Annotated in this window: 23 protein-coding genes and 1 pseudogene; all 24 read left to right on the top strand. The window is 37.2% G+C overall.

Annotated elements, in window-relative coordinates:
- Positions 1-107: 107 nt before the first annotated feature.
- The 24 genes and pseudogenes from GCWU000282_RS15805 to GCWU000282_RS05385 all read left to right on the top strand — a co-directional run bounded on the left by GCWU000282_RS15805 (position 108) and on the right by GCWU000282_RS05385 (position 25397).
- The gene (locus GCWU000282_RS15805) at positions 108-1100 is read left to right on the top strand and encodes a GDSL-type esterase/lipase family protein (protein ID WP_051384135.1); all 993 of its coding nucleotides are present in this window, start codon (positions 108-110) and stop codon (positions 1098-1100) included.
- A 14-nt stretch (positions 1101-1114) separates the two neighbouring features.
- Positions 1115-1669, top strand: coding sequence for a DUF4358 domain-containing protein (locus GCWU000282_RS05495; RefSeq protein ID WP_051384134.1), 555 nt, complete (start codon positions 1115-1117; stop codon positions 1667-1669).
- Between the two features lie 107 nt (positions 1670-1776).
- A complete protein-coding gene (locus GCWU000282_RS05490; protein ID WP_023354038.1) occupies positions 1777-2544 on the top strand; it encodes a type III pantothenate kinase in 768 nt (255 codons plus the stop codon).
- Between the two features lie 104 nt (positions 2545-2648).
- Positions 2649-4640, top strand: coding sequence for an ATP-dependent zinc metalloprotease FtsH (gene ftsH / locus GCWU000282_RS05485; protein WP_084295339.1), 1992 nt, complete (start codon positions 2649-2651; stop codon positions 4638-4640).
- A 182-nt stretch (positions 4641-4822) separates the two neighbouring features.
- On the top strand, positions 4823-5440 hold the full coding sequence (locus GCWU000282_RS05480) for a hypothetical protein (protein ID WP_023354036.1): 618 nt from the start codon (positions 4823-4825) through the stop codon (positions 5438-5440).
- Positions 5427-6338 carry a nucleotidyl transferase AbiEii/AbiGii toxin family protein gene (locus GCWU000282_RS05475; RefSeq protein ID WP_023354035.1) on the top strand — a complete coding sequence of 304 codons (912 nt, stop codon included), beginning with the start codon at positions 5427-5429 and terminating at the stop codon, positions 6336-6338. Before GCWU000282_RS05480 ends, GCWU000282_RS05475 begins: the two co-directional genes overlap by 14 nt.
- Positions 6339-6340: 2 nt before the next feature.
- On the top strand, positions 6341-6727 hold the full coding sequence (locus GCWU000282_RS05470; RefSeq protein WP_023354034.1) for a response regulator: 387 nt from the start codon (positions 6341-6343) through the stop codon (positions 6725-6727).
- An 81-nt stretch (positions 6728-6808) separates the two neighbouring features.
- Positions 6809-7708 carry a ribokinase gene (locus GCWU000282_RS05465; protein WP_023354033.1) on the top strand — a complete coding sequence of 300 codons (900 nt, stop codon included), beginning with the start codon at positions 6809-6811 and terminating at the stop codon, positions 7706-7708.
- Between the two features lie 232 nt (positions 7709-7940).
- Positions 7941-8942, top strand: a complete 1002-nt coding sequence (locus GCWU000282_RS05460) for a LacI family DNA-binding transcriptional regulator (protein ID WP_035039623.1) — start codon at positions 7941-7943, stop codon at positions 8940-8942.
- 291 nt (positions 8943-9233) lie between these two features.
- Complete coding sequence (locus GCWU000282_RS05455) at positions 9234-10454, top strand: substrate-binding domain-containing protein (protein WP_035039621.1); 1221 nt, start codon at positions 9234-9236, stop codon at positions 10452-10454.
- Positions 10455-10523: 69 nt separating this feature from the next.
- Positions 10524-12035 carry a sugar ABC transporter ATP-binding protein gene (locus GCWU000282_RS05450; RefSeq protein WP_023354030.1) on the top strand — a complete coding sequence of 504 codons (1512 nt, stop codon included), beginning with the start codon at positions 10524-10526 and terminating at the stop codon, positions 12033-12035.
- A gap of 96 nt (positions 12036-12131) precedes the next feature.
- Entirely contained in the window at positions 12132-13049 is a 918-nt protein-coding gene (locus GCWU000282_RS05445) for an ABC transporter permease (protein ID WP_084295349.1), read from the top strand.
- A 14-nt stretch (positions 13050-13063) separates the two neighbouring features.
- Positions 13064-14326 (top strand): S-methyl-5-thioribose kinase, encoded by a 1263-nt coding sequence (gene mtnK, locus GCWU000282_RS05440; RefSeq protein ID WP_023354028.1) that lies wholly within the window; start codon positions 13064-13066, stop codon positions 14324-14326.
- A 4-nt stretch (positions 14327-14330) separates the two neighbouring features.
- Complete coding sequence (mtnA, locus tag GCWU000282_RS05435; protein ID WP_023354027.1) at positions 14331-15440, top strand: S-methyl-5-thioribose-1-phosphate isomerase; 1110 nt, start codon at positions 14331-14333, stop codon at positions 15438-15440.
- A complete protein-coding gene (locus GCWU000282_RS05430) occupies positions 15434-15871 on the top strand; it encodes an RbsD/FucU family protein (RefSeq protein ID WP_023354026.1) in 438 nt (145 codons plus the stop codon). Before mtnA ends, GCWU000282_RS05430 begins: the two co-directional genes overlap by 7 nt.
- A gap of 15 nt (positions 15872-15886) precedes the next feature.
- Positions 15887-16879 (top strand): dihydroxyacetone kinase subunit DhaK, encoded by a 993-nt coding sequence (locus GCWU000282_RS05425; protein WP_023354025.1) that lies wholly within the window; start codon positions 15887-15889, stop codon positions 16877-16879.
- Between the two features lie 9 nt (positions 16880-16888).
- Complete coding sequence (locus tag GCWU000282_RS05420; protein WP_023354024.1) at positions 16889-17524, top strand: dihydroxyacetone kinase subunit L; 636 nt, start codon at positions 16889-16891, stop codon at positions 17522-17524.
- A gap of 203 nt (positions 17525-17727) precedes the next feature.
- Positions 17728-17892: pseudogene (locus tag GCWU000282_RS17490) on the top strand (reverse transcriptase domain-containing protein); the annotation flags it as partial.
- 366 nt (positions 17893-18258) lie between these two features.
- Entirely contained in the window at positions 18259-19347 is a 1089-nt protein-coding gene (locus GCWU000282_RS05410; RefSeq protein ID WP_023354021.1) for a phosphotransferase, read from the top strand.
- 17 nt (positions 19348-19364) lie between these two features.
- Positions 19365-20243 carry a hypothetical protein gene (locus GCWU000282_RS05405; RefSeq protein WP_023354020.1) on the top strand — a complete coding sequence of 293 codons (879 nt, stop codon included), beginning with the start codon at positions 19365-19367 and terminating at the stop codon, positions 20241-20243.
- Complete coding sequence (locus GCWU000282_RS05400; RefSeq protein WP_023354019.1) at positions 20243-21316, top strand: adenine nucleotide alpha hydrolase family protein; 1074 nt, start codon at positions 20243-20245, stop codon at positions 21314-21316. The genes GCWU000282_RS05405 and GCWU000282_RS05400 overlap by 1 nt, the downstream gene beginning before the upstream one ends.
- Positions 21304-21807 carry a hypothetical protein gene (locus tag GCWU000282_RS05395; protein WP_023354018.1) on the top strand — a complete coding sequence of 168 codons (504 nt, stop codon included), beginning with the start codon at positions 21304-21306 and terminating at the stop codon, positions 21805-21807. The genes GCWU000282_RS05400 and GCWU000282_RS05395 overlap by 13 nt, the downstream gene beginning before the upstream one ends.
- Entirely contained in the window at positions 21797-24340 is a 2544-nt protein-coding gene (locus GCWU000282_RS05390; protein ID WP_023354017.1) for a PEP/pyruvate-binding domain-containing protein, read from the top strand. Before GCWU000282_RS05395 ends, GCWU000282_RS05390 begins: the two co-directional genes overlap by 11 nt.
- Positions 24324-25397, top strand: a complete 1074-nt coding sequence (locus GCWU000282_RS05385; RefSeq protein WP_023354016.1) for a DUF3419 family protein — start codon at positions 24324-24326, stop codon at positions 25395-25397. Before GCWU000282_RS05390 ends, GCWU000282_RS05385 begins: the two co-directional genes overlap by 17 nt.
- Positions 25398-25406 lie beyond the last annotated feature (9 nt).

Below are 25406 nucleotides of genomic sequence, written 5' to 3'. Positions count from 1 at the left end.
TCACTCAAATATGCTTGACAATTGATATTTACAAACTTATACTCATTTTGCTAAGACATTTTGGAAACCGGCAGATCTAACCGTCTGCATTTGAAATGAGGATAATAATGGGTAGTAATCAATATAGAAATAAAAGAAACTCGTATCGGAAGAAAAGACGAAATGAGCATAGAGGTTTGGTTGCTTTAGTTACGGTAACTATAATGGCGGCCGGAATAATGGGAGCGTACGGTGTAATAAGCCTTTTCACAGGGAACGGAAACGGTAAAGCGAGTACAACAATTACTGGCTCTGCGGTTACAGTTACAGAAAACACAAGCAGTAATGCAACTTCATCAGCTGACACAAGTCAGACTTCATCAGTTAATACGGGTTCCGTACAAAACTCATCTTCTGAAGCAAGCGGAAGTATAAGTTCGGAGACCGCCAGTAACGGAGCTGTAATAGCTGATAACAATAAGAATAAAGCTGCTGACAGTCAGGTAAAGACCGATATTAAAGAACTGGTGGATGCAACAAAGGAGGCACAGGAGGCATATTATAAAGATGCTGTCTTTATAGGAGACTCAAGAACACAGGGACTTCAGATAAATGCAGGTCTTAAAAACCCGGATTTTTTTGCGGGAAGAGGCTTGAACGTTAAGAATGCACGTACCGAAAAAGTGGTTAAGAATGCTAAAGGTCAATCGGTGACAGTAGTAGAAGCTCTTAAAGATAAGAAGTACAAAAAGGTATATATCTGCTATGGTATAAATGAACTTGGATGGCCTTACCCAAATATTTTTGCTGATGAATACAAAAAAACCATAGAGGCTATAAAGGAAATTCAGCCCAATGCAGAAATAGTTGTATGCGGAATTCTACCTGTGACTGAAAAGAAATCTAAATCAGATAAAATATTTAACATGAAAAATGTTAATAAATTCAATAAGGTTATTAAGGAAATGGCAGAAGGTATAAAGGCAACATATGTTGATCTTTCGCCTGCCGTTGCTGACAAAAAAGGCTATCTTCCAAAGGGTGTTACTCCTGACGGAGTGCATATGGATAGGGAGTATTGCAAGAGAATACTTGCTTATATAGTAAATATGAATTATTAAGAGAGGTTAAGAGAATGAAAAAAACAAACAAGATTAAAATGTTAGCTACGCTTTCTGTATTGACACTTACAGCTTCTGCTGTATTATATGGCTGCGGAGGAGGCGGAGACACAAAAAGCTCCGCAACTAAAAGCACAAGTCAGGCTGCAAGTACTTCTTCAAAAGCAAGCAGTGCTACAGTGGCAGTTGATGTAACAAAGGTAGCGGACAGACTTAAAAATGAGATTAAGTATAATGATAAACTTGCTGAGCCTGAGGCAGAGACTATCGATATTCTTTATCCGGGACTTCCACAGGATAAGATAAAAGCTAAAAAGATTTATGTTTCAAGCTCGGGCGGTACAGCAGAGGAAATTGCTGCATTTGAAGCAAACGATGAAGAGACGGCAAAGACTGTTGAGACATTGTTAAATTCAAGAATTGAAACTCAGAAGGCAAGCTTTGAGAACTATGTTCCGGAGGAGCTTAAGCGTCTTGAGAATGCTTTTGTTATCCGCAAAGGTAACTATATATACCTTTCAGTTTCGGCAGATCCTGACAAGGCTAAGAGCATCATAGAAGAAAATTAATCCCAAATCATTTATAGGGCAGGTTCGTACCGAGAGGGAGCGTTCCTGTCCTAATTATTGTATCCAAGATTTTTTTAGAAAAATTTGGTTTTATATTGGAGAAAAATATGATATTTGCAGTAGATATGGGAAACAGCAATATAGTACTGGGTTGTCTGGAAGGGAAGAAGCTTATATTTGAGGAAAGACTTGCTACCAATATGGGCAAAACCAGCCTTGAATATGCTATTATGTTTAAGAACCTATTTGAACTTTATGGGAAAATTCCGACTGAGGTGGAAGGATGTATCATTTCTTCGGTAGTACCGCAGTTAACCGATACGATAGCGGAGGCTGTGAAGAAGGTATGCGGAAAATCGCCTATGATAGTAGGTCCGGGCGTAAAAAGCGGAATAAACATAGTGATAGATAACCCTGCACAGCTGGGAGCAGACCTTATAGCAGGTGCGGTGGCGGCGGTAGATGAATATGAACCGCCTTTTATTATAATAGATATGGGAACTGCCACTACTTTTAGCTATGTAAATGAAAAGAAACAGTTTATGGGCGGTGCCATAATGCCGGGAGTGGTAACTGCACTTAACTCACTTGTAAGCGGAACCTCGCAGCTTATAAGAATCAGTCTTGAAGCACCTAAAAAGGTAATCGGAAGCAATACGATAGACAGTATGAAAAGCGGTACCATATATGGAAGCGCGGCTATGATAGACGGTATGATAGAGCGAATTGAAGAGGAAATGGGCAGGGAACTCTTAACTATAGCCACAGGAGGACTGGCTAAGCTGGTAGTTCCGTATTGTAAGAAGAAAATTACGGTGGATGACTCCCTTTTGGTAAAAGGACTCGGACTTATTTATGAGAAAAACCGTAAATAAAGATAAATTGGTGAATTATATGTGTATTGCTTGCAATTAGGATTGTGTATGGTTATAATTGTATGCAATGAAGTTGTATGAATATAACATGGAAAGGAAGTTCAATGGAAGATAACAATAATAATAAACCGGGTGACGACAATTCCGGCGGCGGAATGAACAAAAGAGCCGGGATAATAACAGTAATAGCGACTATTGTCATTTTTCTGGTATTCATATATGGAATGAACCTGATAAAGCAGGGTGTGAACAGAGAAATTACCTATAATGAATTCGTTAAAATGATTGATGAGGGCAAGGTAGAATCTGTAGTGCTGAAGCAGGGAAAGATAGAGATTACACCTAAGTCATCTGCCAATGATATATATACGCCTACATACTACACAGGCTATATCGGAGACAGCGATCTTGCAAACAGACTTTTGAAAGCTAATGTCAGTGTGAATTCTCCGGTAGCAGATGCTACTCAGGGAATACTTGAATTCTTTGCAATCTATATACTTCCACTGCTTGGAATCTGGGTGGTTATGTATCTTATTTACCGCTCATTTTCAAAAAATGCCGGCGGAATGATGGGAGTCGGCAAGAGTAATGCAAAGGTTTATGTGGAAAAGCGTACAGGCATTACCTTTGCTGATGTAGCGGGTGAGGATGAAGCAAAAGACTCACTTCGTGAAATGGTGGACTTTTTGCATAATCCTAGGAAATATGCCGAGATTGGAGCTAAGCTTCCTAAGGGTGCACTTCTTGTGGGACCACCGGGAACAGGTAAAACCCTGCTTGCAAAGGCGGTTGCCGGAGAGGCAAAGGTACCGTTCTTCTCGCTTTCAGGTTCTGACTTTGTGGAAATGTTTGTAGGTGTGGGTGCTTCCCGAGTAAGAGACTTATTTAAACAGGCACATAGTATGGCGCCTTGTATCATTTTTATAGACGAGATAGATGCCATAGGTAAGAGCAGAGATTCCAAGTATGGCGGAGGAAATGATGAGCGTGAGCAGACCTTAAACCAGCTTCTCGCTGAAATGGACGGCTTTGATCCGAAGTCAAAGGGAGTGGTTATTCTTGCCGCAACCAACCGTCCTGATGTTCTTGATAAGGCACTTCTTCGTCCGGGACGTTTTGACAGAAGAGTTATAGTTGACCGTCCTGACCTTAAGGGAAGGGTTGCCATACTTAAGGTTCATAGCAAAGACGTGCTTATGGACGATACAGTGGATATAGATGCAATCGCTATGGCTACAGCCGGTGCGGTTGGTTCAGACCTTGCCAATATGATAAATGAAGCCGCTATTATGGCTGTAAAGGCAGGACGTAAAAGTGTAAGTCAGGCAGACCTTTTTGAAGCGGTTGAGGTAGTTATAGCCGGTAAAGAAAAGAAAGACAGGATACTCGGTAAGGAAGAAAAACGTATAGTTGCCTTCCACGAGGTAGGACATGCTCTTATAACAGCTTCAATGAAGAATGCGGATCCTGTACAGAAGATAACCATAGTGCCGAGAACAATGGGTTCACTCGGCTACACCATGCAGCTTCCTAAGGAGGAAAAGTTTCTTCAGAGTAAAGAAGAGCTTGAAACAGATATTATTACCTTACTTGGAGGCAGGGCTGCAGAGGATGTAGTATTTAATTCCATTACAACGGGTGCAAGCAACGATATTGAGCGTGCTACGGCTATACTTCGTTCTATGATTACTCAGTATGGTATGTCGGATAGATTCGGTATGGTAGGGCTTGAATCCATAGAGAACCGTTACTTAGACGGAAGAGCAGTACTTAACTGCGCCGATGAGACAGCTGCTAAAATAGATGAAGAAGTTGCAAGACGTATGAAGGAATTCTATGAGAGAGCTGTAAGTATTATTAAGGAGAACAGAGATGTCCTTGATAAGATAGCAGAGTATCTCATTGAGAAGGAAACCATTACCGGTAAAGAATTCATCAAGATGTACAGGGAAATAAAAGGTCTTCCTGAACCTGATGATGAGAAGAAAGATAAGCCTGAGAGTAAAGCAGCAGAAAATCCTGATACAGTTGTAGAAAAGGTTGAGACTGTAGAAGAAAAGAAGGATGAAGCTGTTTTAGAAGTGAAAGAATAAAGTATACTAAAAATGATAAAAGCACTTGTTTGTAGGTGTAAAGGCCTAAGATGAGTGCTTTATTTTTATTTAATAGGAAATTTCTGCCCAATTTCCTATTAAATAAATTTATCTCTTGATAAATTTATTCTTTTATTATATTATAAAAATGAAAATAGTAATTTCAAAAATGTGAGGACAATATGATATATGATTATATTCTTAATAATTATAAGAATGGAGAGCCGATTTTAATCAGTGAGTTGCCGTCATCATCCAAAGATTATCTTAGACAGGAAATGAAAAAGCTGGTAGATGAAGGAAAGTTGGAACGTTTATATAATGGTGTATATTTTCTGCCATATCTGACTATACTTGGAACCAAAGGACGTATTTCCATAGACAAGTATCTCGACAAAAAGTATCTATATGTAAATGGAAAGACATCAGGATATATTACAGGTCTTCAACTCGCGAATAAATATGGTTTTACAACACAAAATCCATCTTGCTATGAGATATGCAGTAATGAGGCTACCACAAAACAAAGGAAAATGAATGTTGATGGCAGTACTATTATAGTGTATAAACCTGTGGTAAATATTACAGAAAATAATAAGTTTGCATTGCAGTTTTTAGATTTGATGTCAGTAATTGATAAATATAGTGAACTATATGGTTCTGCTCTTATTAAAAAATTAAAAAAATATACAGAGTCAGTAAAGGTAGACTTTAAGACTGTAAAAGAGTATATCAAACTATATCCTGATAAGGTTTACAAAAATATTTATGAAGGAGGTTTGATGGGTGAGTTGGTATAATATATACAAAGATGAGTGGAGAAGTATTATAGAAACCGTTGCGCTGGAGGAGAATAGAATGCAACAAATGGTTGAAAAAGATACTATTCAATCTATGATTCTCTTTGAATTGTCAAAAAGTAAACTTCCTTTTGTATTTAAAGGCGGAACTTCTCTTTCAAAAGTCTATGGACTTATAGAGAGATTTTCGGAAGATATCGATTTATCGATTAGTCGGAAACTGACTGAGTCAGAAAAGAAAAAAACTAAAGAAATAATATTATCTGTGACAGAAAATTTGGGATTAAAATTATTGAATCCTGATGACATTATGTCAAGGCACAGCTATAATAGATATGTATTTGAATATGAGTCATTATTCAGAGGAAACCGATTAGAACTAATTGTTGAAACAAGCTTTTATCAGATTGTATATCCGATTGAAGTTAAAAAAGTAAGTAGTTTTATTGGAAAGTTTTGCGAGAAAAGAGATATAAATCTTCCTGTTCCGTTTGAGGCAGTAGAAGTGGAGATGAGAGTACAAGCTTTAGAACGTACTTTTATAGATAAAATTTTTGCAATATGTGATTATAGGATTCAGAATAAACAAGATAGGATATCGAGACATTTATACGATATTGCAAAAATAATCCCACAAATTAACATAACAACAGAAATGACCGGCTTAGTTGATAAAGTTCGTGAAGATCGTATGCAGTCAAAGAATAACCCATCTGCACAACCTGATTATAGCATACCTGATATATTGAAAGAAATTATAAATAATAATTTTTATGAATCTGATTATAATAATATTACAAAAAAATTGCTTTATGAAGATATGACGTATGATGAAGCGATAAATATAGGAATAGGAAAGATTGCAAGTATGGATATATTTGATTATAGGAGGAAGTGATTATGAAAATTTTACATTTAGAAGATTCTGCAAGCAAACATTCGGAAATACGTTCGGTGTTATTATCTTGTGGCATAAACTCGGATGATATCGTATGGGTGACCAACCTGACAGATGGAATTGATAAAATCAAAGAGGCAGCAGAAAAAGGTGAGCATTTTGACTTAGCCATAACAGATATGTACTATCCGGTAGAGCCGGGTGGCTATGAGGAAAAAGATACAGGAGACAAGTTTGTAGAGTTTGTCAAAAGTGAAGGCTTGAAGCTTCCTGTTATTATCTGCTCCTCAGTAAATATAAAAGATGGTAGCGTGCTTGACTGTGTCTGGTTCTCTCCTCTCAGTAACTGGGAGATGGAGCTTAGGGCGTTGGTGGAGGAGTTGAAATAATTTGGGATATTTACAAAAACCAAATAGAAAATATACTATAGTGTCATAAATTTTATTTAAAATATTTCAAGGGAGAATATTATGAAGGTATTAAATTTTGGTTCGTTAAACATTGATTATGTTTATGATGTAGATGATTTTGTTAAAAAAGGAGAAACAATATCTTCAAAAGATTTGAATGTTTTTTGTGGAGGGAAAGGACTAAATCAGTCGGTAGCTCTTGCAAGAGCAGGAGCTGAAGTCTATCATGCCGGAATGATAGGAGAAGATGGTAAATTTTTGTTAGATTTATTGAAGGAAGCCGGAGTAAATACTGATAAGGTTTTAATCAGGGATGAGATAAGAACAGGTAATGCTATCATACAGAGAGATAAATCAGGAGATAATTGTATAATACTTTTTGCCGGTGCAAACCGCAGTATTACCAAAGATTATGTGGATAGTGTATTAAGTGAATTTGAAAAGGGTGATTATATTGTACTTCAAAATGAGATTTCAGAACTGCCGTATATCGTGGAGAATGCACACAAAATTGGAATGAAGATAGTTTTAAATCCTTCGCCAATGGATGAGAAGATAAGAGAATTAAATTTGGATTATGTAGATTATTTTCTGCTGAATGAGACTGAGACACTTAAACTTTCTGAAATGGCAGAATTTGACATTAAAGAATGTATGGAAAAATTAATAAATAGATTTAAAGGTGCAGGGATTTTAATAACTTTAGGAGATAAGGGTTCTATATATTCCGGCGGCAATATAACTGTTGAACAAAATGCGGTAAAAACAAAAGTAGTAGACACTACGGCGGCGGGAGATACATTTGCCGGTTATTTTGTAAGTGGAATACTAGCGGGGAAGGAAATGGATACAGTTATTAAGGAGGCGACCGTTGCAGCATCCATTGCAGTTTCAAGAATAGGAGCAGCACCTTCAATCCCTGAAATGAGAGAAGTGGAAGAAAGATACAAAAGTTTATAGATTTTTTTATGCCTTTACTATAACATGATGTGGGTGTCAAAGATAATATATTCTTTTGCATGCGAGTTTTTACAGAGTTTTTATACTTTTGACACTTGTATTATAAAATAACTATGATGAGAAAATTAATCTAAACAATCTTGACATAACCGGTTTTAGAAGGTATAGTTTAACTGTGATTAGTAAATTATAGTAAATTGTTTAGTTAGATTCTGTGGAATGGAGAGAATATATGACAATTAGAGAACTTGCGGATAAGATAGGAGTATCTCCGGCAACAATATCCATAGTTATAAACGGTAAAAAAGGAGTTGGAGAAGATACAAGGGAGAGGGTATTAAAGGCATTAAAAGAAAATAATTATAATTTTGGAAACAGAAAAAGGTATAATGATAAAAATGTCTTGCTTATTAAATACACTAAAAGCGGCTTTTTTGTAGAAGAGAATCAAGGGTTCATATCGATGATAATTGATTCGATTGAAGAACAGCTTCGTTGCAGAAAGCGCGGCATTACTATGATGATAATAAAAAATGATTTATTGCAGGGTTTGAATGAAATAGATTACGAAAAATATAGTGGTATTATACTTATAGGAACGGAAATGATAGATGATGACTATAATTGCTTAAAAGACATTCCGATACCTTTTGTTGTTGTGGACAATGTGGTCCCAAATGTTATGTGTAGCAGCATAAGTATAAATAATTATGAGAATGTTTATATTGCAATATCATATCTTAAAGAAGCCGGGCATAATCGTATCGGTTATATAGGCAGCAAATCTGAAACTGAAAATTTTAGGGAACGCAGGACTGCTTTTGAACTCACTGTGAAAAAATTAAATATAGAGTTTGATGAGGATAATGATTATAAGGTTACTCCTACGTTAATTGGTTCACATGATGATTTTTTAGAAATTTTGGAAAAGAAAGATTTAAATAATACAGTATTTTTTGCTGAGAATGATACAATAGCTTTGGGAGTAATAAAAGCACTTAAAGAGAAAAAATACAAAATCCCGGCTGATGTTTCGATTATAGGCTTTGATGACATAGCATATTCTTCTGTAAGTTCTCCTACTCTTACAACTGTGCATGTACAGAGAAAAGGGCTTGGTAAACAGACAGTATTGCAGCTGCTCCAGCTTATAGAAGAAAATAAACTTTTGCCGATAAAAACAAGGGTTACAGGTAGGCTTGTGGAAAGAGACAGCGTAAAAACAATATCATAAAGTAAAATGGAATAAATATTAAACCGTTGTATAGTAAAAATACAGCGGTTTTTGTTTTGTTAAAAAATGTAAAATGTTTAGTTTAGGTCAAAAAGAATATAATTTAAGAGCTGATGAGAATGATAATTTTTTGACAAAATATACAATAAATCAAATAAAATTAGTAATAGTAATAATAAAATAGACAAAGCTACTTGACAAAATACTAGAATAGTTATATTATTCAACTAAACTATTAAATAAATAATAGTAAACAAAATGCTGATTTTACAAAACAAAGGAGGAGTAATCATGAAGGGCTTAAGAAGATTTATCAGTACTTTTCTTGTAACTGTAATGGCAGTATCACTATTATCTGCTTGTGAAAAACCTGCAGAGAACAATAGCGGTTCTTCCACAAAACAGAGCACTGCAGCAAGCGTAAAAAGTTCTGCCGCAAAATCAGGCAGTACGGCAATAGATACATCAAAAGGTAACAATCCTGTGGCAGGAAAGAAAGTTGCCTATATTATGATTATGCCGTCTGCTACAATTTTTCAGATGTGGAAAGATTCCTGTCAGAAATTATGTGATGCACTGGATGTTAAATTTGACTTTTTCTTCTGTGATGGCGATTTTAATAAGTGGCAGGACACAATCCGTACTTGTGCGTCAGCAGGATACGACGGACTTCTTGTAAGCCATGGTAATCAGGATGGTTCTTATGTATTCTTAAAAGAGATTCTTGAACAGTATCCAAATTTAAAAATTGTTACATTTGACACGCAGTTCTATGCAGATGGTGAATATAAGAAGCTTGAAGGTGTTACCCAGATGTTCCAGCAGGATAAGTCACTCGTTACAGTTCTTCTTGACAGAATGGTTGAGAAATACGGAAAGGGTGTAAGACTTGTAAAGGTTTGGAGAGGACCTAACTATAACAGCCCATTTGATAGAAGAGAAGCAGGTTGGCAGGAATATGAAAAAGCCGGAAAGATTAAGACTGTTGGAGAAGTTCAGCCGCTTCAGGACTCTGTTGACTCAGCAAATACGGTTACAGCAGCTTATTTACAGAGTCTAAAGAGGGAAGATGTTGATGGAGTAATTGCTTATTATGATTTGTATGGCCAGGGTGTGTATAATGCTATTATGGAAAACAGTAATTTCAATGGCAGCAACGGTAATCCTCTTCCAATGGCTTCAGTAGATATTGATCCTGTTGACGTCACTAACATGCAGACAAAACCTGAAATCTGGACAGCAGCAGGTACAACTGACTGGACACTGAATGGTGAAATTGCAATGCGTCTGCTTATGCTTGAAATGGCAGGAGAATATGATAAGATTTATGACCCTGCAACACAGAAAAAAGGGGTAGATGTTGTTGAAGTTCCCGGTACAGCAATTCCGGCAGAATCCTTAAAAAAGGATTCAACTGTAGAGAACCTTGGAAATATAGCAGGTGAAACCTATGGTAATCTCAGTTATGTTTCAGAAGCAGACTGGATGCCTAAGGATCTCATTCACAAATAATATTTGATTTTAGAAGAAAGCACATGACACATGTGCTTTCTTCATACAATTGTGGGAGAGAGGAGATTCATGGAAAAGATAAAATTAACTACAAATAATGTATCAATAGAGTTTCCTGGGGTTAAGGCTCTTGATGATATTAACTTTGAAGTTTCAACCGGAGAAATAAGGGCAGTAGTAGGAGCTAACGGCGCGGGGAAATCAACTCTTATGAAAGTATTTGCAGGAGCAAATCCTACTTACACAGGTGAAGTTATGCTGGACGGTAAAACTGTTGAACTAAGAACACCTGTTGATGCAAAAAAACTTGGGATACAGATAGTTTACCAGGAAGTTGATACATCACTTGTTCCTACGCTATCAGTAGCAGAAAATATAATGCTTAATGAGATGGTTATGACAGGTGGAGTAGCTATGAACTGGAAACATACCAGAGAAGAAGCGAAAAAAGCATTGGCTAGGCTTCACGTAAAGGGAATTAATGTACGTTCTCTGGTTCAGGATCTCTCTTTAGCGCAAAAACAGATGGTGCTTATAGCAAGAGCGATAAGACTTAATTGTAATTTTCTGATTCTTGATGAACCAACAGCACCACTTAGTACATCAGAAACTAAAGAACTTTTTAGTGTAGTAAATAAGCTTAGAGAAACAGAAAATATAGCCATACTTTTTATTTCTCACAGACTTGATGAAATACTTGAAATTTGTGAAAGCTATACCGTTATGAGAAATGGCAAGATAGTGGATAATTGCCCTGTAACAAAGGAAACTACAACTAAAGAAATAGTTGAAAAAATGCTTGGAAGATCTTTTGAAGAAAGTTTCCCTAAGGAAGTTTGCGAGATAGGAGAAGAACTCTTTAAAGTTGAGAATTTATCCGGTGCAGATGGCAAAATAGATAATATTTCTTTTAGTGTAAGAAAAGGAGAGATTATAGGTATAGCAGGTCTTGTAGGGGCAGGAAAGTCTGAACTCTGCAAGCTGATATTTGGAGCTTACAAAAAGACGTCCGGAAAGATATATCTTAATGGTAAAGAGCTAAAGATAAATAATCCATCTGATGCAGTAAAAAGTGGAATAGCCTTCGTGCCCGAAGAGAGGAGAAAAGAAGGTGTACTGGTTGATGAAAGCGTATCTTTTAACCTGTCAGCAGCTAATCTTGGAGATTTTTGTACATTTTCGTTTATAGATAAGAATAAAGTAAAGAAAAATGCTGAGAAATTTATCGAAAGTCTGGGAATTAAGACACCGACTATCAAACAGCAGGTAAGACTGTTGTCAGGTGGAAATCAGCAGAAGGTGGTTGTAGGAAAATGGCTTGGCGCTGACAGTGATATCTATATTTTTGATGAACCGACAAAGGGAGTCGATGTAGGTGCAAAACAGGATATCTTTCATCTTATAAATGAAATAGCTAAAAGTGGAAAAGGAGTAATTTATGCTTCCTGTGAAAATGCAGAATTACTGTCATTAACAGATAGAATGTATGTTATGTACAGCGGAAAAATTGTTGCAGAACTTGAAACAAAGGAAGCAAGGGATGATAAGATAATGAATCTTTCTGTAGGCGGTAATGAATAAAAGTATTTTCAGGGGGTAAAATTAGTGAATACAAAAGCAAAGTCAGACTTTAATTTTGGCAGGTTTCTGGTAAGCTGGGCAGCCGTACTTGCATTGATGTTATGTTTTGTTATGTTTACTGCAATAAAGGGTGGATCCTTTATGTCAGGAAACAATATGGTCAATATTTTAAGAGCGATGGCTATAAATACTGTATTTGGAATTGCAGCAACCATAACTATGGCACCTGATGGCTTCGATATGTCAGCGGCAACCCTTGCAAGCTGTTCAGCGTATGTATTTGTATCGGCTTATCTGTGGTTCGGCTGCTCATTAGGTATGTCAATAGTGGTATGTATATTGGTAACCTTAGTGCTTTATCAGCTCACTATGTTTCTTATTCTTGTATGTAAAATACCTGATATGCTGGCGACTTGTGCACTTATGTTTGTCCATCAGGGTATAGGACAATGGTACATAGGTGGTGGTGCAGTTTCTACAGGTATGAGAACATCTTGGGGTGCAGCACCTGCAAGAACAGCACTTTCGGATTCATTTTCAGCTATAGGCAGGGCACCTTGGATTATCATAATTATGTTCTTATGTGTTATAGTTGCACATATTTTCTTAAATTATACAAAGCATGGCCGTTATCTCTATGCTATGGGCGGAAATAAGCAGGCGGCCAAGCTTTCAGGTATTAATATTAAAAAGTACAGATATATGGCAGGAATGATTACTGCTGTATTTATTGCAATTGCAGGTATATTGGTAGCATCCAGGGGAAGCTCCGCTCAGGTTATGTGTTGTGATGATTATCTTATGCCTTCGCTTGCGGCAGTATTTGTAGGACGTACAGTAGGTGGAGCTGAGAAACCAAATGCACTCGGCACAATGATTGGTTCAGCACTTGTATCAACACTTGAAAATGGACTTACTATCTGTGCAGTTCCATTTTATGTATTGCCGGCTGTAAAAGGAGCGGTACTCGGTCTTGCACTTATCGCAGCATACATTTCTAAGAAAGAGGATTAAAGGGGGAGATTATAATGACAGATTTTTCTAAATATTTTCTTATGATAAATGAGGATAAACCGGAAGAAACTGAAAAGCTGGTTATTGAGTATACTCTTCTTAAGACAAAGGGTAAGGGTGAAGGAAAGATAGACTGGGATGAGGATACAATGCAGGCAAAGATCCCGGCAGCTCATGGAAATCTGAACCATGTATGCAGGGTAATGGATGGAAAGGGACATAGCCTTTACATCAAACAGGCAGGAGATACTCTTAGAATATCTGAGGACATGACTGCTACCCTGGATAGAAACAGGCAGGAGTCGGAAATACTTCAGATAGAAGAGAAATTGGCACCGGGTATGGTTCCTCACATCTATTTTTATGATACTGTGATGAGTGCAAGTGGAATGGAGGATTGCAGCAACTTTGAGGTAATGAGGGATGATATGTTAAAACATAAGATTTATCCTGAATTTGCTGAAATGATTACTGATTTTATGGTAAATACCCTGCTTTTGTCAAGTGATGTGGTTATGGATCACAGGGAGAAGAAGGAACTTACCGGAAGATTTATAACTCCTGACTTAGATGATATTACCGAGAAGCTGGTACTTATGGAGCCTTATCTGGGAGCTGAAAGAAATAATATTTTTGCGCCTAACAAAGAATTTGTTGAAAAGGAGCTTTATGCTGATGAGGAACTTCATCTGGCAGTATCAAAGTTAAAATTCAATTTTATGACAAATGCGCAGGCTTTACTTCATGGGGATTTACATACAGGCTCCATCTTCATTAAAGAGGATGCAATAAAAGTTTTTGATTGTGAGTTTGGAACCTTTGCACCTATGGGTTACGATGTCGGCAATATAATTGCGAATATGATTTTTGCTTATGTGAACGGGCTTGCTTATGGTAAAGAAGAGTTTTGTAAATGGACACTTGAAACTATCAGAGATATAGTTGATAAATTTATCGAAAAATTTAATAAAAAGTATGATGAGACGGTAACCGAGCCTATGGCAAAGGTGAAAGGCTTTAAAGAATACTATCTTGACAGCATACTTAGCGATACCGCAGGTTATGCAGGAACAGAGCTTCACAGAAGAACTGTGGGAATGGCAAATGTAGTAGATGTTACTACAATAGAAGACAGTGAGAAACGCATGCTTGCAGAAAGAATCAACATACTTACCGGTAAAGATTATATAATTAACCATAAGAAGTTTAGGACAGGTGAAGCATTTATGGAGGCGGTGTTAAAGGCTGTAGAAGCTGCAGAGAATTGGAGGGTTTAGTAGTATGAATATGGATGATTTTTTTGACAGACTACTTACAGTAAGGTTTACAGATGATAGGACAGGTGTTGATATAATTGACCAGACTCTGATTCCGGTTGAAATGAAACGAATAGTATTAAAAACCAAAGAAGAGGTCTGGGAGGCTATTAAAAAGCTTAGAGTCAGAGGAGCACCTGCTATTGGAGTGGCTGCAGCTTGTGGACTTGCAGCCATAGCAAGGAGGATAGAAACTGCTGATTATGACGAATTCTATAAAGAGTTTAAGAAAATAAAAGATTATCTTGCTTCATCAAGACCTACAGCGGTAAATCTTTTTTGGGCACTTAATAGAATGGATGATGTTGCTGTAAAGAATAAAGGAAAATGCGTTGAAGAAATCAAAAACATATTACTGGATGAAGCAGAGCTTATAAGGACAGAGGATATTGCAATAAGCCGTAATATTGGTGAAATAGGCTTTGGACTTATTAAAGAACTTAAAAAAGAAGGCAGTGAAGTTGGAATTCTCACTCACTGTAATGCGGGAACTCTTGCAACGGCAAAATACGGGACAGCAACAGCTCCTATGTACATAGCTCTTGAGCATGGCTTTAAGGGTGATGACATGCATGTATATTGTGATGAAACAAGACCGCTTTTACAGGGAGCAAGGCTTACTTCCTTTGAACTTCATAATGCAGGTATAAAAACAACTTTGCAGTGCGACAATATGGCTTCAATCCTTATGAAGTCAGGTAAAATTGACATTATATTTGTAGGCTGTGACAGAGTGGCTGCAAACGGAGATGCAGCAAATAAGATAGGAACTTCCGGAGTAGCTATTTTGGCTAAACATTATGGGATTCCGTTTTATGTATGTGCTCCAAGCTCAACAATTGATATGAATACTCTCACAGGAAAAGATATACCTATAGAGCAGAGAGACGGTGAAGAAATCACAGAAATGTGGTATAAGGCAAGGATGGCTCCGGTGGGAGTTGATGTTTACAATCCTGCATTTGATGTTACCGACAATGAACTGATTACAGGAATAATTACAGAAAAAGGTTTATGTAAAGCGCCATATGACAAAGCATTCAAAGAGCTTGGAATAGGAGGGGGCTTATGTTAAGGCATATTCCTGATTGTATTTCACCTGAACTTTTAAAAGTACTTCACGAAATGGGGCATGGAGACCGTATAGTTATAGGAGATGCAAATTTTCCTGCTAAATCGGTGTCCAAGGGAAATATGAACATACGTTGTGACGGTCACAGAGCTACAGAAATCCTGGACGCAATACTCGAACTTATGCCTTTAGATGAATTTGTAGAAAAGCCTGTGCTTATTATGGATAAGTCAGCACAGCACAAAGAACTGGAAACGCCTGTATGGGATGAATTTAAGAATATTGTCATTAAGCACAATGACAAAGGTGAGGGCATGGTAGGTTTTATTGACAGATTTGCCTTTTATGAAGAAGCAAAGAAGGCATATGCAACCATATCAACAACTGAAAAAGCATTTTATGCCTGCATAATATTACAAAAGGGCTGCTTATAGGAAAGGAATAACTATATGAAGAAGATAATTAATTTGCCGGAAAATTATACAGATGATATGTTAAAGGGAATTTATTCAGCTCATCCTGATAAGGTTAAGTATGTAAATGATGATTTAAGGTGCTATTGTGCAGTTAAAGAGAAAAAAGGTAAAGTTGCAATAGTAACAGGTGGAGGTACAGGTCATCTGCCACTTTTCCTTGGATATGTTGGCGATGGGCTGCTTGATGGCTGTGGTGTAGGAGGAGTATTCCAGTCACCATCATCAGAACAGATTGCAAATGTTACAAGAGAAGTAGATGAGGGAGCAGGTACACTCTTTTTGTATGGAAATTATACCGGTGATATAATGAATTTTGATATGGCGGCAGAATTTCTTGAAATGGATGGTATTAAAATAAAAAGTATAGTTGGCGCTGATGATTTGCTGTCAAGTAAAGAAGTAGATACAAGAAGAGGTGTAGCAGGTATTTTCTTCATGTACAAATGTGCAGGAGCAAAGGCAAGTCTGATGGGAAATCTGGATGAAGTTTATGAAGCTGCAAAGAAGGCAAAAGAGAATACCGGGACAGTAGGCTTTGCACTTACCCCTTGTGTTATACCTGAACTGGGACACAGTAATTTTAATCTCGGTGAGAATGAAATGGCTTTCGGAATGGGTATACATGGAGAGCCGGGGGTATGGAACGGAGAGATTAAAACGTCAAAAGAGCTTGCGAAAGAAGCGGTAGAAGAAATTACAAAGGGAATCGGTCTTAATATCGGTGATGAAGTTTGCTTGCTTATCAACGGTCTGGGGGCAACCAGCCTTGAAGAACTTTATATCTTATCAAACGATGTTACAAATCTGGTAAAGGAAAAAGGAGTGAAGATATACAGAACCTTTGTTGGAGAGTATGCAACAAGTATGGAAATGGCAGGAGCGTCTATTTCATTATGTAAGGTAGACGATGAGATGAAGAAGCTCATAGATATGCCTGTGGATACACCGTTCTACACACAGAAGTAGGAGGATAGCATGGAAGAAATATTAGCTAAGGAACTTCCGGAACTTTTTAAGGGAGTAAGTGATATATTTGCTGAAAAGAAAGATGAACTCTGCGAAATGGATGCCAATATGGGTGATGGTGATCTTGGTCTTACTATGAATAAGGGCTTCGGTGCACTTCCTGAACTGATTGCAGAGAATATGGATGAGAATAATATAGGAATGACTTTGGTCAAAGCAGGAATGAAGATGGCAGCGGTAGTTCCTTCCACTATGGGAACGCTTATGTCTAGCGGAGTTATGGAAGGCGGAAAGAAGCTAAAGGATAAAAAGTCTATGGGTAGACAGGAATTGGTGGATTTCCTTGAAGGCTATGTGGAAGGTATCAAAAAAAGAGGGAAATGCGAGGTAGGTGAGCGCACTCTGTTAGATGCTATCCATCCGGCATTTGAAGCGGCAAAAGAGGCATTTGAATCCGGAAAGAGTCTTAAAGGGATAATGGAATCAGCTGTTGAAGGTGCTAAAAAGGGTGTGGAAGCAACCAAAGAGATGACACCTAAGTATGGAAAGGCTGTAGTTTTTGCGGCGAAGGCAAAAGGAATCCCTGACCAGGGTGCAATGGCAGGACTATATCTTTTAGAAGGTTTAGGAAGATATTTTGTATGAGTATAATGTCAGAAGTATTTAGCATTGGCTATAGCTATTTTTGATGATAATTTTAAGTTATAAACTGAATAATAATTAAACAAAGAATAGACTAACTTTTAAGAGATGGTCTATTCTTTTATGAGGTTATGCATGAGGATAAGGCTACTGTACAAGTCGAAGTCCAATAACTACACGGAATCATGATGATAAATGAGGCAGACAAGAGGTATCTGAAAAGTGGCGTAATGGAAAATGGAGTAGTTATCGAAACAGAGGAAGGGTCGCCACAAGGAGGGAATCTATCCCCTTTGCTTGCGAATATCTACCTCAATGAGTTCGACCAAGAGTTCTTGAAGCGAGGTGTCCCATGCATAAGACATGCAGACCACCCTGTTCAGATACTTGATTTTTTACATATATGTGCTAGTATAAAGATACAAAAGAGGTTTGTCGCTGCCTGTTAAGGCGGAGGGCTAACCTCTTTTTAGTACTTTCATCAGCTTGTCCTCTTTTTTAGTTTCCTTCAAGTCTTTTATATATTTCTTTTTACTTACAGAATTCCCTATGTTTCTAAGACTTTCCGCTTAAAATTATGGCAAGGCAAATCAACTATAATTTTAATCCGGTCTTAAATTTACAAAAAGAACACCCGCTTGCTACCTTCATTGACAAAAACAAGAAAGCTGATATACTGCAAATGAACGTTTTGACAAAATATTCATAGCAGTTTTAGTAAACTTGAAAGGGACATCATGCTGATACAAAAAAAGAGCTTTAAGAAGCATCTTCAAATAATTATGAATAAAAACATCAGTAAAATCGTACAGCTTCCGCTTGAGGGTGGGGACAGCCTTACAGGACAAACAAGTCTGGGAGAGGCACCGATTTTGAAGTTACGGCTCTTTTTTAAAGATGATGAGGTAAGCGATGTCATTATAAAATGCAAGTCCTCTAAAGTTATACTTAACGGAATAAAACTTCTCAATTATGAAAAAAGCCGGAAGCTATATTATGCTTTGGCAAGACATCATAGAATACTTGGCTTCGATGGTAGTTTTCTAAGGGAAATAGCATTTTATAATAAAATCGAAAAAGAGCTTAGACAATCACTTCCCTTTGTGTATGGAACTTATCAAAATAAGCTGAAAAGCCAATATATGATTGTGATGAAAGAGTTTTTCGAGGTGGAAATACCGTCTAAAGATTTGGTATGTCGTGTCTTAGACAGTATTCTTCCTTTTCATATTTCCTTTTACGGCAAAAAAGAATCGGTTACTTCGTTAAAATTAAACTGTTATTCTGTAAAAGATTATCAAAAAAGCAGACCTCTTTTGAGGGAATTGTTTGAGAAGCTTGGAAATGAGAATGTCCTTTATTTTAAGGAAGATCTTCCCTGTCTTATGAATTTTATTGATACTATTCATGAAAAAAGAGAGGAACTTAGAGAACATTTCACCCTTACTCACAATGATTTTTGCCCTCGGAATTTGTTTTTTAATGGAGAGAATATCGTCATCTATGATTGGGAGCTGTCGGCATACGGTAATCCGGAGCATGATTTGATTGAGTATCTGAGTTTTGTTCTTCATGAATTTTCTGATTCAGAAGTGTATGATATAATGGAATATCATAGAGAAAAGTTGTTTTCAGCTTTAAATATCAATATGAGAAAAGAAGAGTATCAAAAAATTTTGGAGTTTAATATCTCTGAGTTCATTGTAAATAAACTCAGTGTCTACAGGAGGGCAGGAAAGTTCTTTTCGCTTGATTTTATAGAAGATTTATGTGTTAATTCAGCAAGATTATTTGGACTTATTAAGAGAAGGACAGGACTGAAATAATTTGGAGAAAAGTAAGTATGGAAAGAGAAAAAGGCATTTTACAGCTTGCAGATTATTATGAAAAATTTGAGGTAGGAAACTCATCTGCCTATCTTATAATAAATGAAAATATGAGAGATTATAAGGCGATGTTCGGCTTTACAGAGCTTAGCGATAAAATGGATGAATGGAAGGAGCTTTTTCATTTAATAGAAGAAAAGGCGAAGGCACTTGGCTACTCTGCACTTGTGGGACCGCTGAATTATTCCACCTGGATGAGTTACCGCTGGGCTATCAGCCGTTTTGATTTGAGATTTTTCCCGGATTGCAACAATCCGTCATTTTATCCCGATTACATAAAAGAGCTTGGCTACAGGGAGTTGTATACTTACCGCAGTGCGGAAATAGCAATTAAGAACCCTTTGCATGAGGTTGGAGAGCAGATTTACAATGAAAAAATGGCAGAAGGTTATCGTTTTGTTACCTTTGAAGGGGAGGAGGCTCTTACTCAGGTAAAAGAAGTATATGAAATCTCAAAAGATGCCTTTTCAGATGCTTTATTATATTCGGATATCCCCTATGAAGTGTTTGAAAAACTATATCTTTCATGGGTGAAGGAGATAAACATTTCTTTGATTATCGCCTATAGGGGAGAAGAAGCCGTAGGTTATGTATTTGGCTATGACAGTCCTTTTGGAAAGGATTTTATTTCAAAGACGAGTGCAGTGAAAAAAGAGTATCAGAAGCAAAAAATCTATCTTGCCCTGCTTTATTTAGGAAGTGAACTGGTTAAAAATAAGGGCTATGATACTATGATTTATCATTTCCAGTGTGAACAAAAGGAAACTTTCAGACGTTTTGCTGAAGGAGTGGAAGACAATGAAAAGCGTTATGCTGTATATGTAAAGGAGTTTTAATGAAACGAAGCTGTAAACTTTGCTTAAATGACCATACTGTCAGAAATATTCGTTTCAATGAAGAGGGGCTGTGCAATTTCTGTGAAGCCTATCTTAGAGATAAGGAGAAACTGACTGATTTTGACAGGTTGAAAGCACTGTTTGAAGAGAGAATCAGTCTGGTTAAAGGTAAGCACGCTTATGATGCGGCTGTGGGGATTTCAGGAGGAAAGGACAGTGTATTTGTGCTTTATGAGCTGATTCACCGCTACCGTCTTCATGTCAAGGCATTCACAATGAACAACGGCTTTCTTTCCAAGGAGGCAAAGGAGAATATAGACAGGCTGGTACAGGAGTTTCAGGTGGAACATGAGTATATTGACTTTAAGCCAAGCCTTTTAAAACGTTTTTATGCCTATTCCATAAAAAAATGGCTGGTGCCCTGCATAGCCTGCTCCTATATCGGCTATGCCTCTATGATAAATTTAGCATCTAAAATAGATGCAGGAATGATAGTTCATGGCAGAAGTCCGGAGCAGATGTTTCGTGCTTATGATGAGGATGTATTTTCGGAACTTGTAAGAGCGGGGCTGTCTTCCGTAAAAGATTTGGATTTAAAAAGCCTGTACAGAGGGCTTCTTGGGAAAATAGATGAAAAGCTGGATAAGACCTTGAGGGATGATGTGAACAGGGCATTGTTTCAGGATGTTAAGGGGGATGATTTCAGGGAGTTTGTCGCCTACTTTTTATACCACCCTTATGATGAAAAAGAGATTGTTGCATTTTTAAAGGAAAATACCTCATGGTCTGTGGGAGAGCATTATAACCATTATGATTGCAGAATTCACCCAGCCACCCAATATATATACCAATGTGCTGAGGGAAGACCTCACAGTCTGCCTGAAATCAGCTTTTTGGTTAGAGCCGGTAAACTTACAAGGGAAGAAGCAAAGCAGATGTTAGCGGGAGATTTGTTATCTGAAAAACCAAAGGCAGAGATGAAAGAGCTTTTTAATTATATAGGAAAAAGTCAAATGCCTACAAGAATAAAAGCAGAAATTTACAATAAAGTGGTGAGTAAATGGAAGTTATAAGATATTTTTTTTATAAGAAACGATTGTTTATCTATATTGGATTTTCATTAGTATTGGCACTTCTTTTCACGTATTTTGCAAAAGAAACTGAAGCCCTGCGACTCTTTTTTCTTTTTTTAATTGAGTTTTGGTTTCTTCGTTTTACGGATGATTGGACAGATTATGAAAAGGACATTGCCCTGGGTAAAATTCAGCTAAGAAAAGAAATGCTTAGAGTACTTATAATTATCTTTGCAGTACTGTTTTTGGTACTTAACCTTTTATTCTTCGGAGTATGTGGACTATTTAGCTTAGGTATACTTTTGCTGATTTTTTATAAAGAAACCCTAACCTTTATTCCGCCAATAATTGGACTTGTAAGTGGTATTTATTACATGAGCCTGACTGTTCCGCTAAAGGAAACGGGTTGGGAAGAAGGCTTATTTTTAATTGTTTTACTGGGTTTTTCTGTGGGGTTTGGCATAAGAAAGAGGAAAAAATATGATTTTTGAAATGGGGGATAGTAAAGCACCTGATAAACTGGGTGGAAAGGCTTTTCAGCTTGCAGAGCTTTCTGAAGCCGGTTTTTTGGTTCCGCCTTTTTTGGTTTTGACAGGGGAAGCTTTCTATGAGTTTTTGGGAGAGGATAGAGAGAGGCTTTTCTCACTTCTTTCTTTTTATAAGGATGAAAATAGGGAAGAAATCTGCTCTATTATGAGAAACAGAGTATTTCAGAGAGAGTGGAAAGAGAAGGTTCTTGGTAGGGTTAAGGCTTATTTTGGCGAAAACTGCCTGCTTGCTGTGCGTTCCAGTGCGATGGATGAGGATGGGGAGGCTTGTTCCTTTGCAGGAATTATGGAATCTTTTATGAATGTAAAACAGGGTGAGGAGCTTTTTGAGTCGATAAGGAACTGCTATCTGTCCTGCTTTTCGGAAAGGGCAATGGCATATAGGAAAGAGAACGGCTTAATTAACGGAAATATCGGTATGGCTGTAATTATACAGGAAATGGTAGATGCGGATGTGTCGGGAGTAATGTTTACAAGCAATCCGGGTACTAACAATCCTGATGAGATTTTAATCAGTGTGGTTACAGGACTTGGGGAAGCCTTGGTATCAGGAGAAAAGAACAGCTATGATGCACTATATGACCGCTTTGGCAACAAACTTGAGTCAGATAAAGCAATGCCTGTTTCTGAGGAAACTCTACAGGAACTTGTCAGTTTTGGGCTAAAGGTAGAAGAACTTGATACAAAAAAACGAGGTCGGGATATAGAATTTTCCATAAAAAACGGTGTTATTTACCTGTTGCAAAATCGTCTTATTACGAGCTACCGTCATATTGAAAAAAACAAAGAGAGAACTATTCTTGATAATTCCAATATCATAGAAAGTTATTCAGGTGTTACTACACCACTGACATTTAGCTTTGCCAGAGAGGTATATGAAAAAATTTACCGTCAGACATTGGGGAATTTTTTTATAGAAAAAGAGGCGATTGAGAGCATTTCAGATGACCTGAAAAATATGATTGTATTTTATGAGAATAAAATCTATTACCGTCTTAACGGCTGGTACAAAATGACGGCACTCTATCCCGGTTACAATAAAAACAAACGCTACATGGAAGAGATGATGGGCGTAAAGGTGGAGCTAAAGGAAACAGAACGAGAGGCAAAGTTTCGTCTTTTTAAAATTTATTTTTATTTTATTAAAAAGCTGATTAATATGAAACGTGCAACCACCGCATTTACAAAGAAGTTTGAGAGGGTGACCAAAGACTATAAAAATCAGGACTTTGCCGGATTTGATAATAGGAGTTTGGTTCAGATTTACAAAGATTTGGAAGAAGCTATTTTGGATGATTTTACAACACCGATTGTAAATGATATGGGGGCAATGGTCTTTCTGGGAAAGGTAAATGAACTGCTAAAAAAAGAGGGTGTACAGGATGCAGAGGGGCTTCTTGGTAAAATCCTCAGCAAACAGGGAAATGTGGAAAGCGTGAAACAGAGCCTTTCCTTGTTGGCACTTGTTGATGAGATATGGGAGAATAAGGAACTTTCCGCTAAATTTCGTACTCAGTCAAAGGAAGAGCTGAAAGCACTGTTAAATGAAGAAAGTGATTTTTCAGAGCATTTAAGAAACTATATTTCACGCTATGGAGCAAGGGTAATGGATGAACTCAAGCTTGAAAGTATCACACTTAAAGAAAATCCGGACTTTTTGTTTCAGACCTTAAAGAATTATTTGCAGCCGGAAGAGAAACTGTCAGTCTATAAGCCACTTGAAATAGATGAAGAAGAGCTGTATAAACAGGTTTCATTTGCAAAGAGACTGCTATTAAAAAAGCTTGTAAAGATTACCAAGTATTTTGTAAGAAACAGGGAATTTTTAAGGCTTTACAGAACTTATATCTACGATATTGTGCGTATGATATTTCTTCGTATCGGACATAATCTGGAAGAAGAGGGAGTTATTTCATATTACAGAGATGTGTTTTTTATTACAAAGGAGGAGCTTTTTCAGCTTGCTGAGGGAGAAGCCATACAAACAGCAGAGCTTCGGGAAAAGATAAGAGAAAGAAAACAGGAATTTGAAGCAAATAAAGACAAAGAAGTTTTTGAAAGAATGTACTTTTACGGAGAAGTTAAGGCGGAAAATATGATTCCGATATTTTCAAGACAGGAAAAGGGCAATACCGAAACCGGTGTTCTAAAGGGAGTTGCAGGTGGAGGAAAGGCCGTTATCGGAAGAGTAAAGTTCGTAGAAGATCCGTCAAGTGCAGATGTAGAAGGCTTCATCCTTATGGCAAAGCGGACTGATCCCGGTTGGACAGTGCTATTTCCTATGGCAAAGGCGATTATTATAGAACGTGGAAGCGTACTTTCTCATTCTGCGGTTATTGCCAGAGAGATGGGAATTCCGCTTGTAGTCGGAATCAGAGGTTTGACCGAACAAATAAAGGATGGAATGCTTGTTAGGGTAGACGGTATAAAGGGGACGGTAGAAAGGATAGATGAGGGCAATGAAGACGAGAGATAAATTTTCTTTTATACGTTACTCAAATTGCTGGGAAGACAGCAAAATTCTCTTAGAAGCTCTGCAAATAAAAGAGGGAGAGGTAGGACTTTCCATAGCCGGAGGTGGGGACAATACCCTCGCCCTGCTCCTTGCCAATCCTGAGAAAATCTATGCTTTTGATGTCAATAAAACCCAACTGTATCTGATGAAATTGAAGATGACTGCGATAGAGAAATTAAGTTATGATGAGGTTTTGGCTTTCTTTGGTATCAGAAAAAGCAGTGACAGGCTTCGTACTTTTTTTAGCTTGAGAGAATATTTAGACGAAGAAAGCTACCAATACTTTAATCATAGAAGAGAACTGATTACAAGGGGGATAATACATATAGGAAAGTTTGAAAAATATTTTCAGATTTTTAGAAAGCTTGTCTGCCCTTTATTTTGCAGGGCGAAAAGGCTTCATCAGTTTTGCTCTCTGTCCTCTTTTACGAAGCAAAGACATTTTTATAAAAGATACATTAACAACCTGAGATTTCGTATGATTTTTCGTGTGTTCTTTGGTATAAAGGTGATGGGAAGCCTCGGCAGGGATAAAAGTTTTTATGAGAATTTGGAGGATAAGAGTGATGTTGGAGGAGATATCAAAAAACGTTTTGAATTCGGCATTTCTCACAGTGAAAATCGTAGCAATCCCTATCTTAGTTATATACTGAGGGGGAATTTTACAAAAAACGCCTTGCCACTTTATTTAGTTAAAGAAAATTTTTCTTTGATTAGAGAAAGGCTTTCCAAAATCCAATTAATTCATGGCTCACTTTTGGATATTTCTGAAAGAGAGCGGTTTGATTTTTTTAATCTCTCGGATATTTTTGAGTATATGAATGAGGAAGATTTTTTGAAAAATGTAGATAAATTAGAAAAAATCAGCGGAACCGGGGCGAGATTTGCTATATGGAATATGCAAAATAAAAGATATTTGCCTAGTGAGAGTTTTTGCTTATTAAAAGAGGAAAGCAAGTCACTTTTTAAGAAAAACCAATCTTATTTTTACAGAGATTTTTCGGTTTATAAGAGGTGATTATAATAA

The sequence above is a fragment of the Catonella morbi ATCC 51271 genome, from assembly GCF_000160035.2.
Classification (GTDB): Bacteria; Bacillota; Clostridia; order Lachnospirales; family Lachnospiraceae; genus Catonella; species Catonella morbi.
Note: the sequence above shows the minus strand (reverse complement) of the source record. Positions and strands in the feature narration are given on the sequence as shown.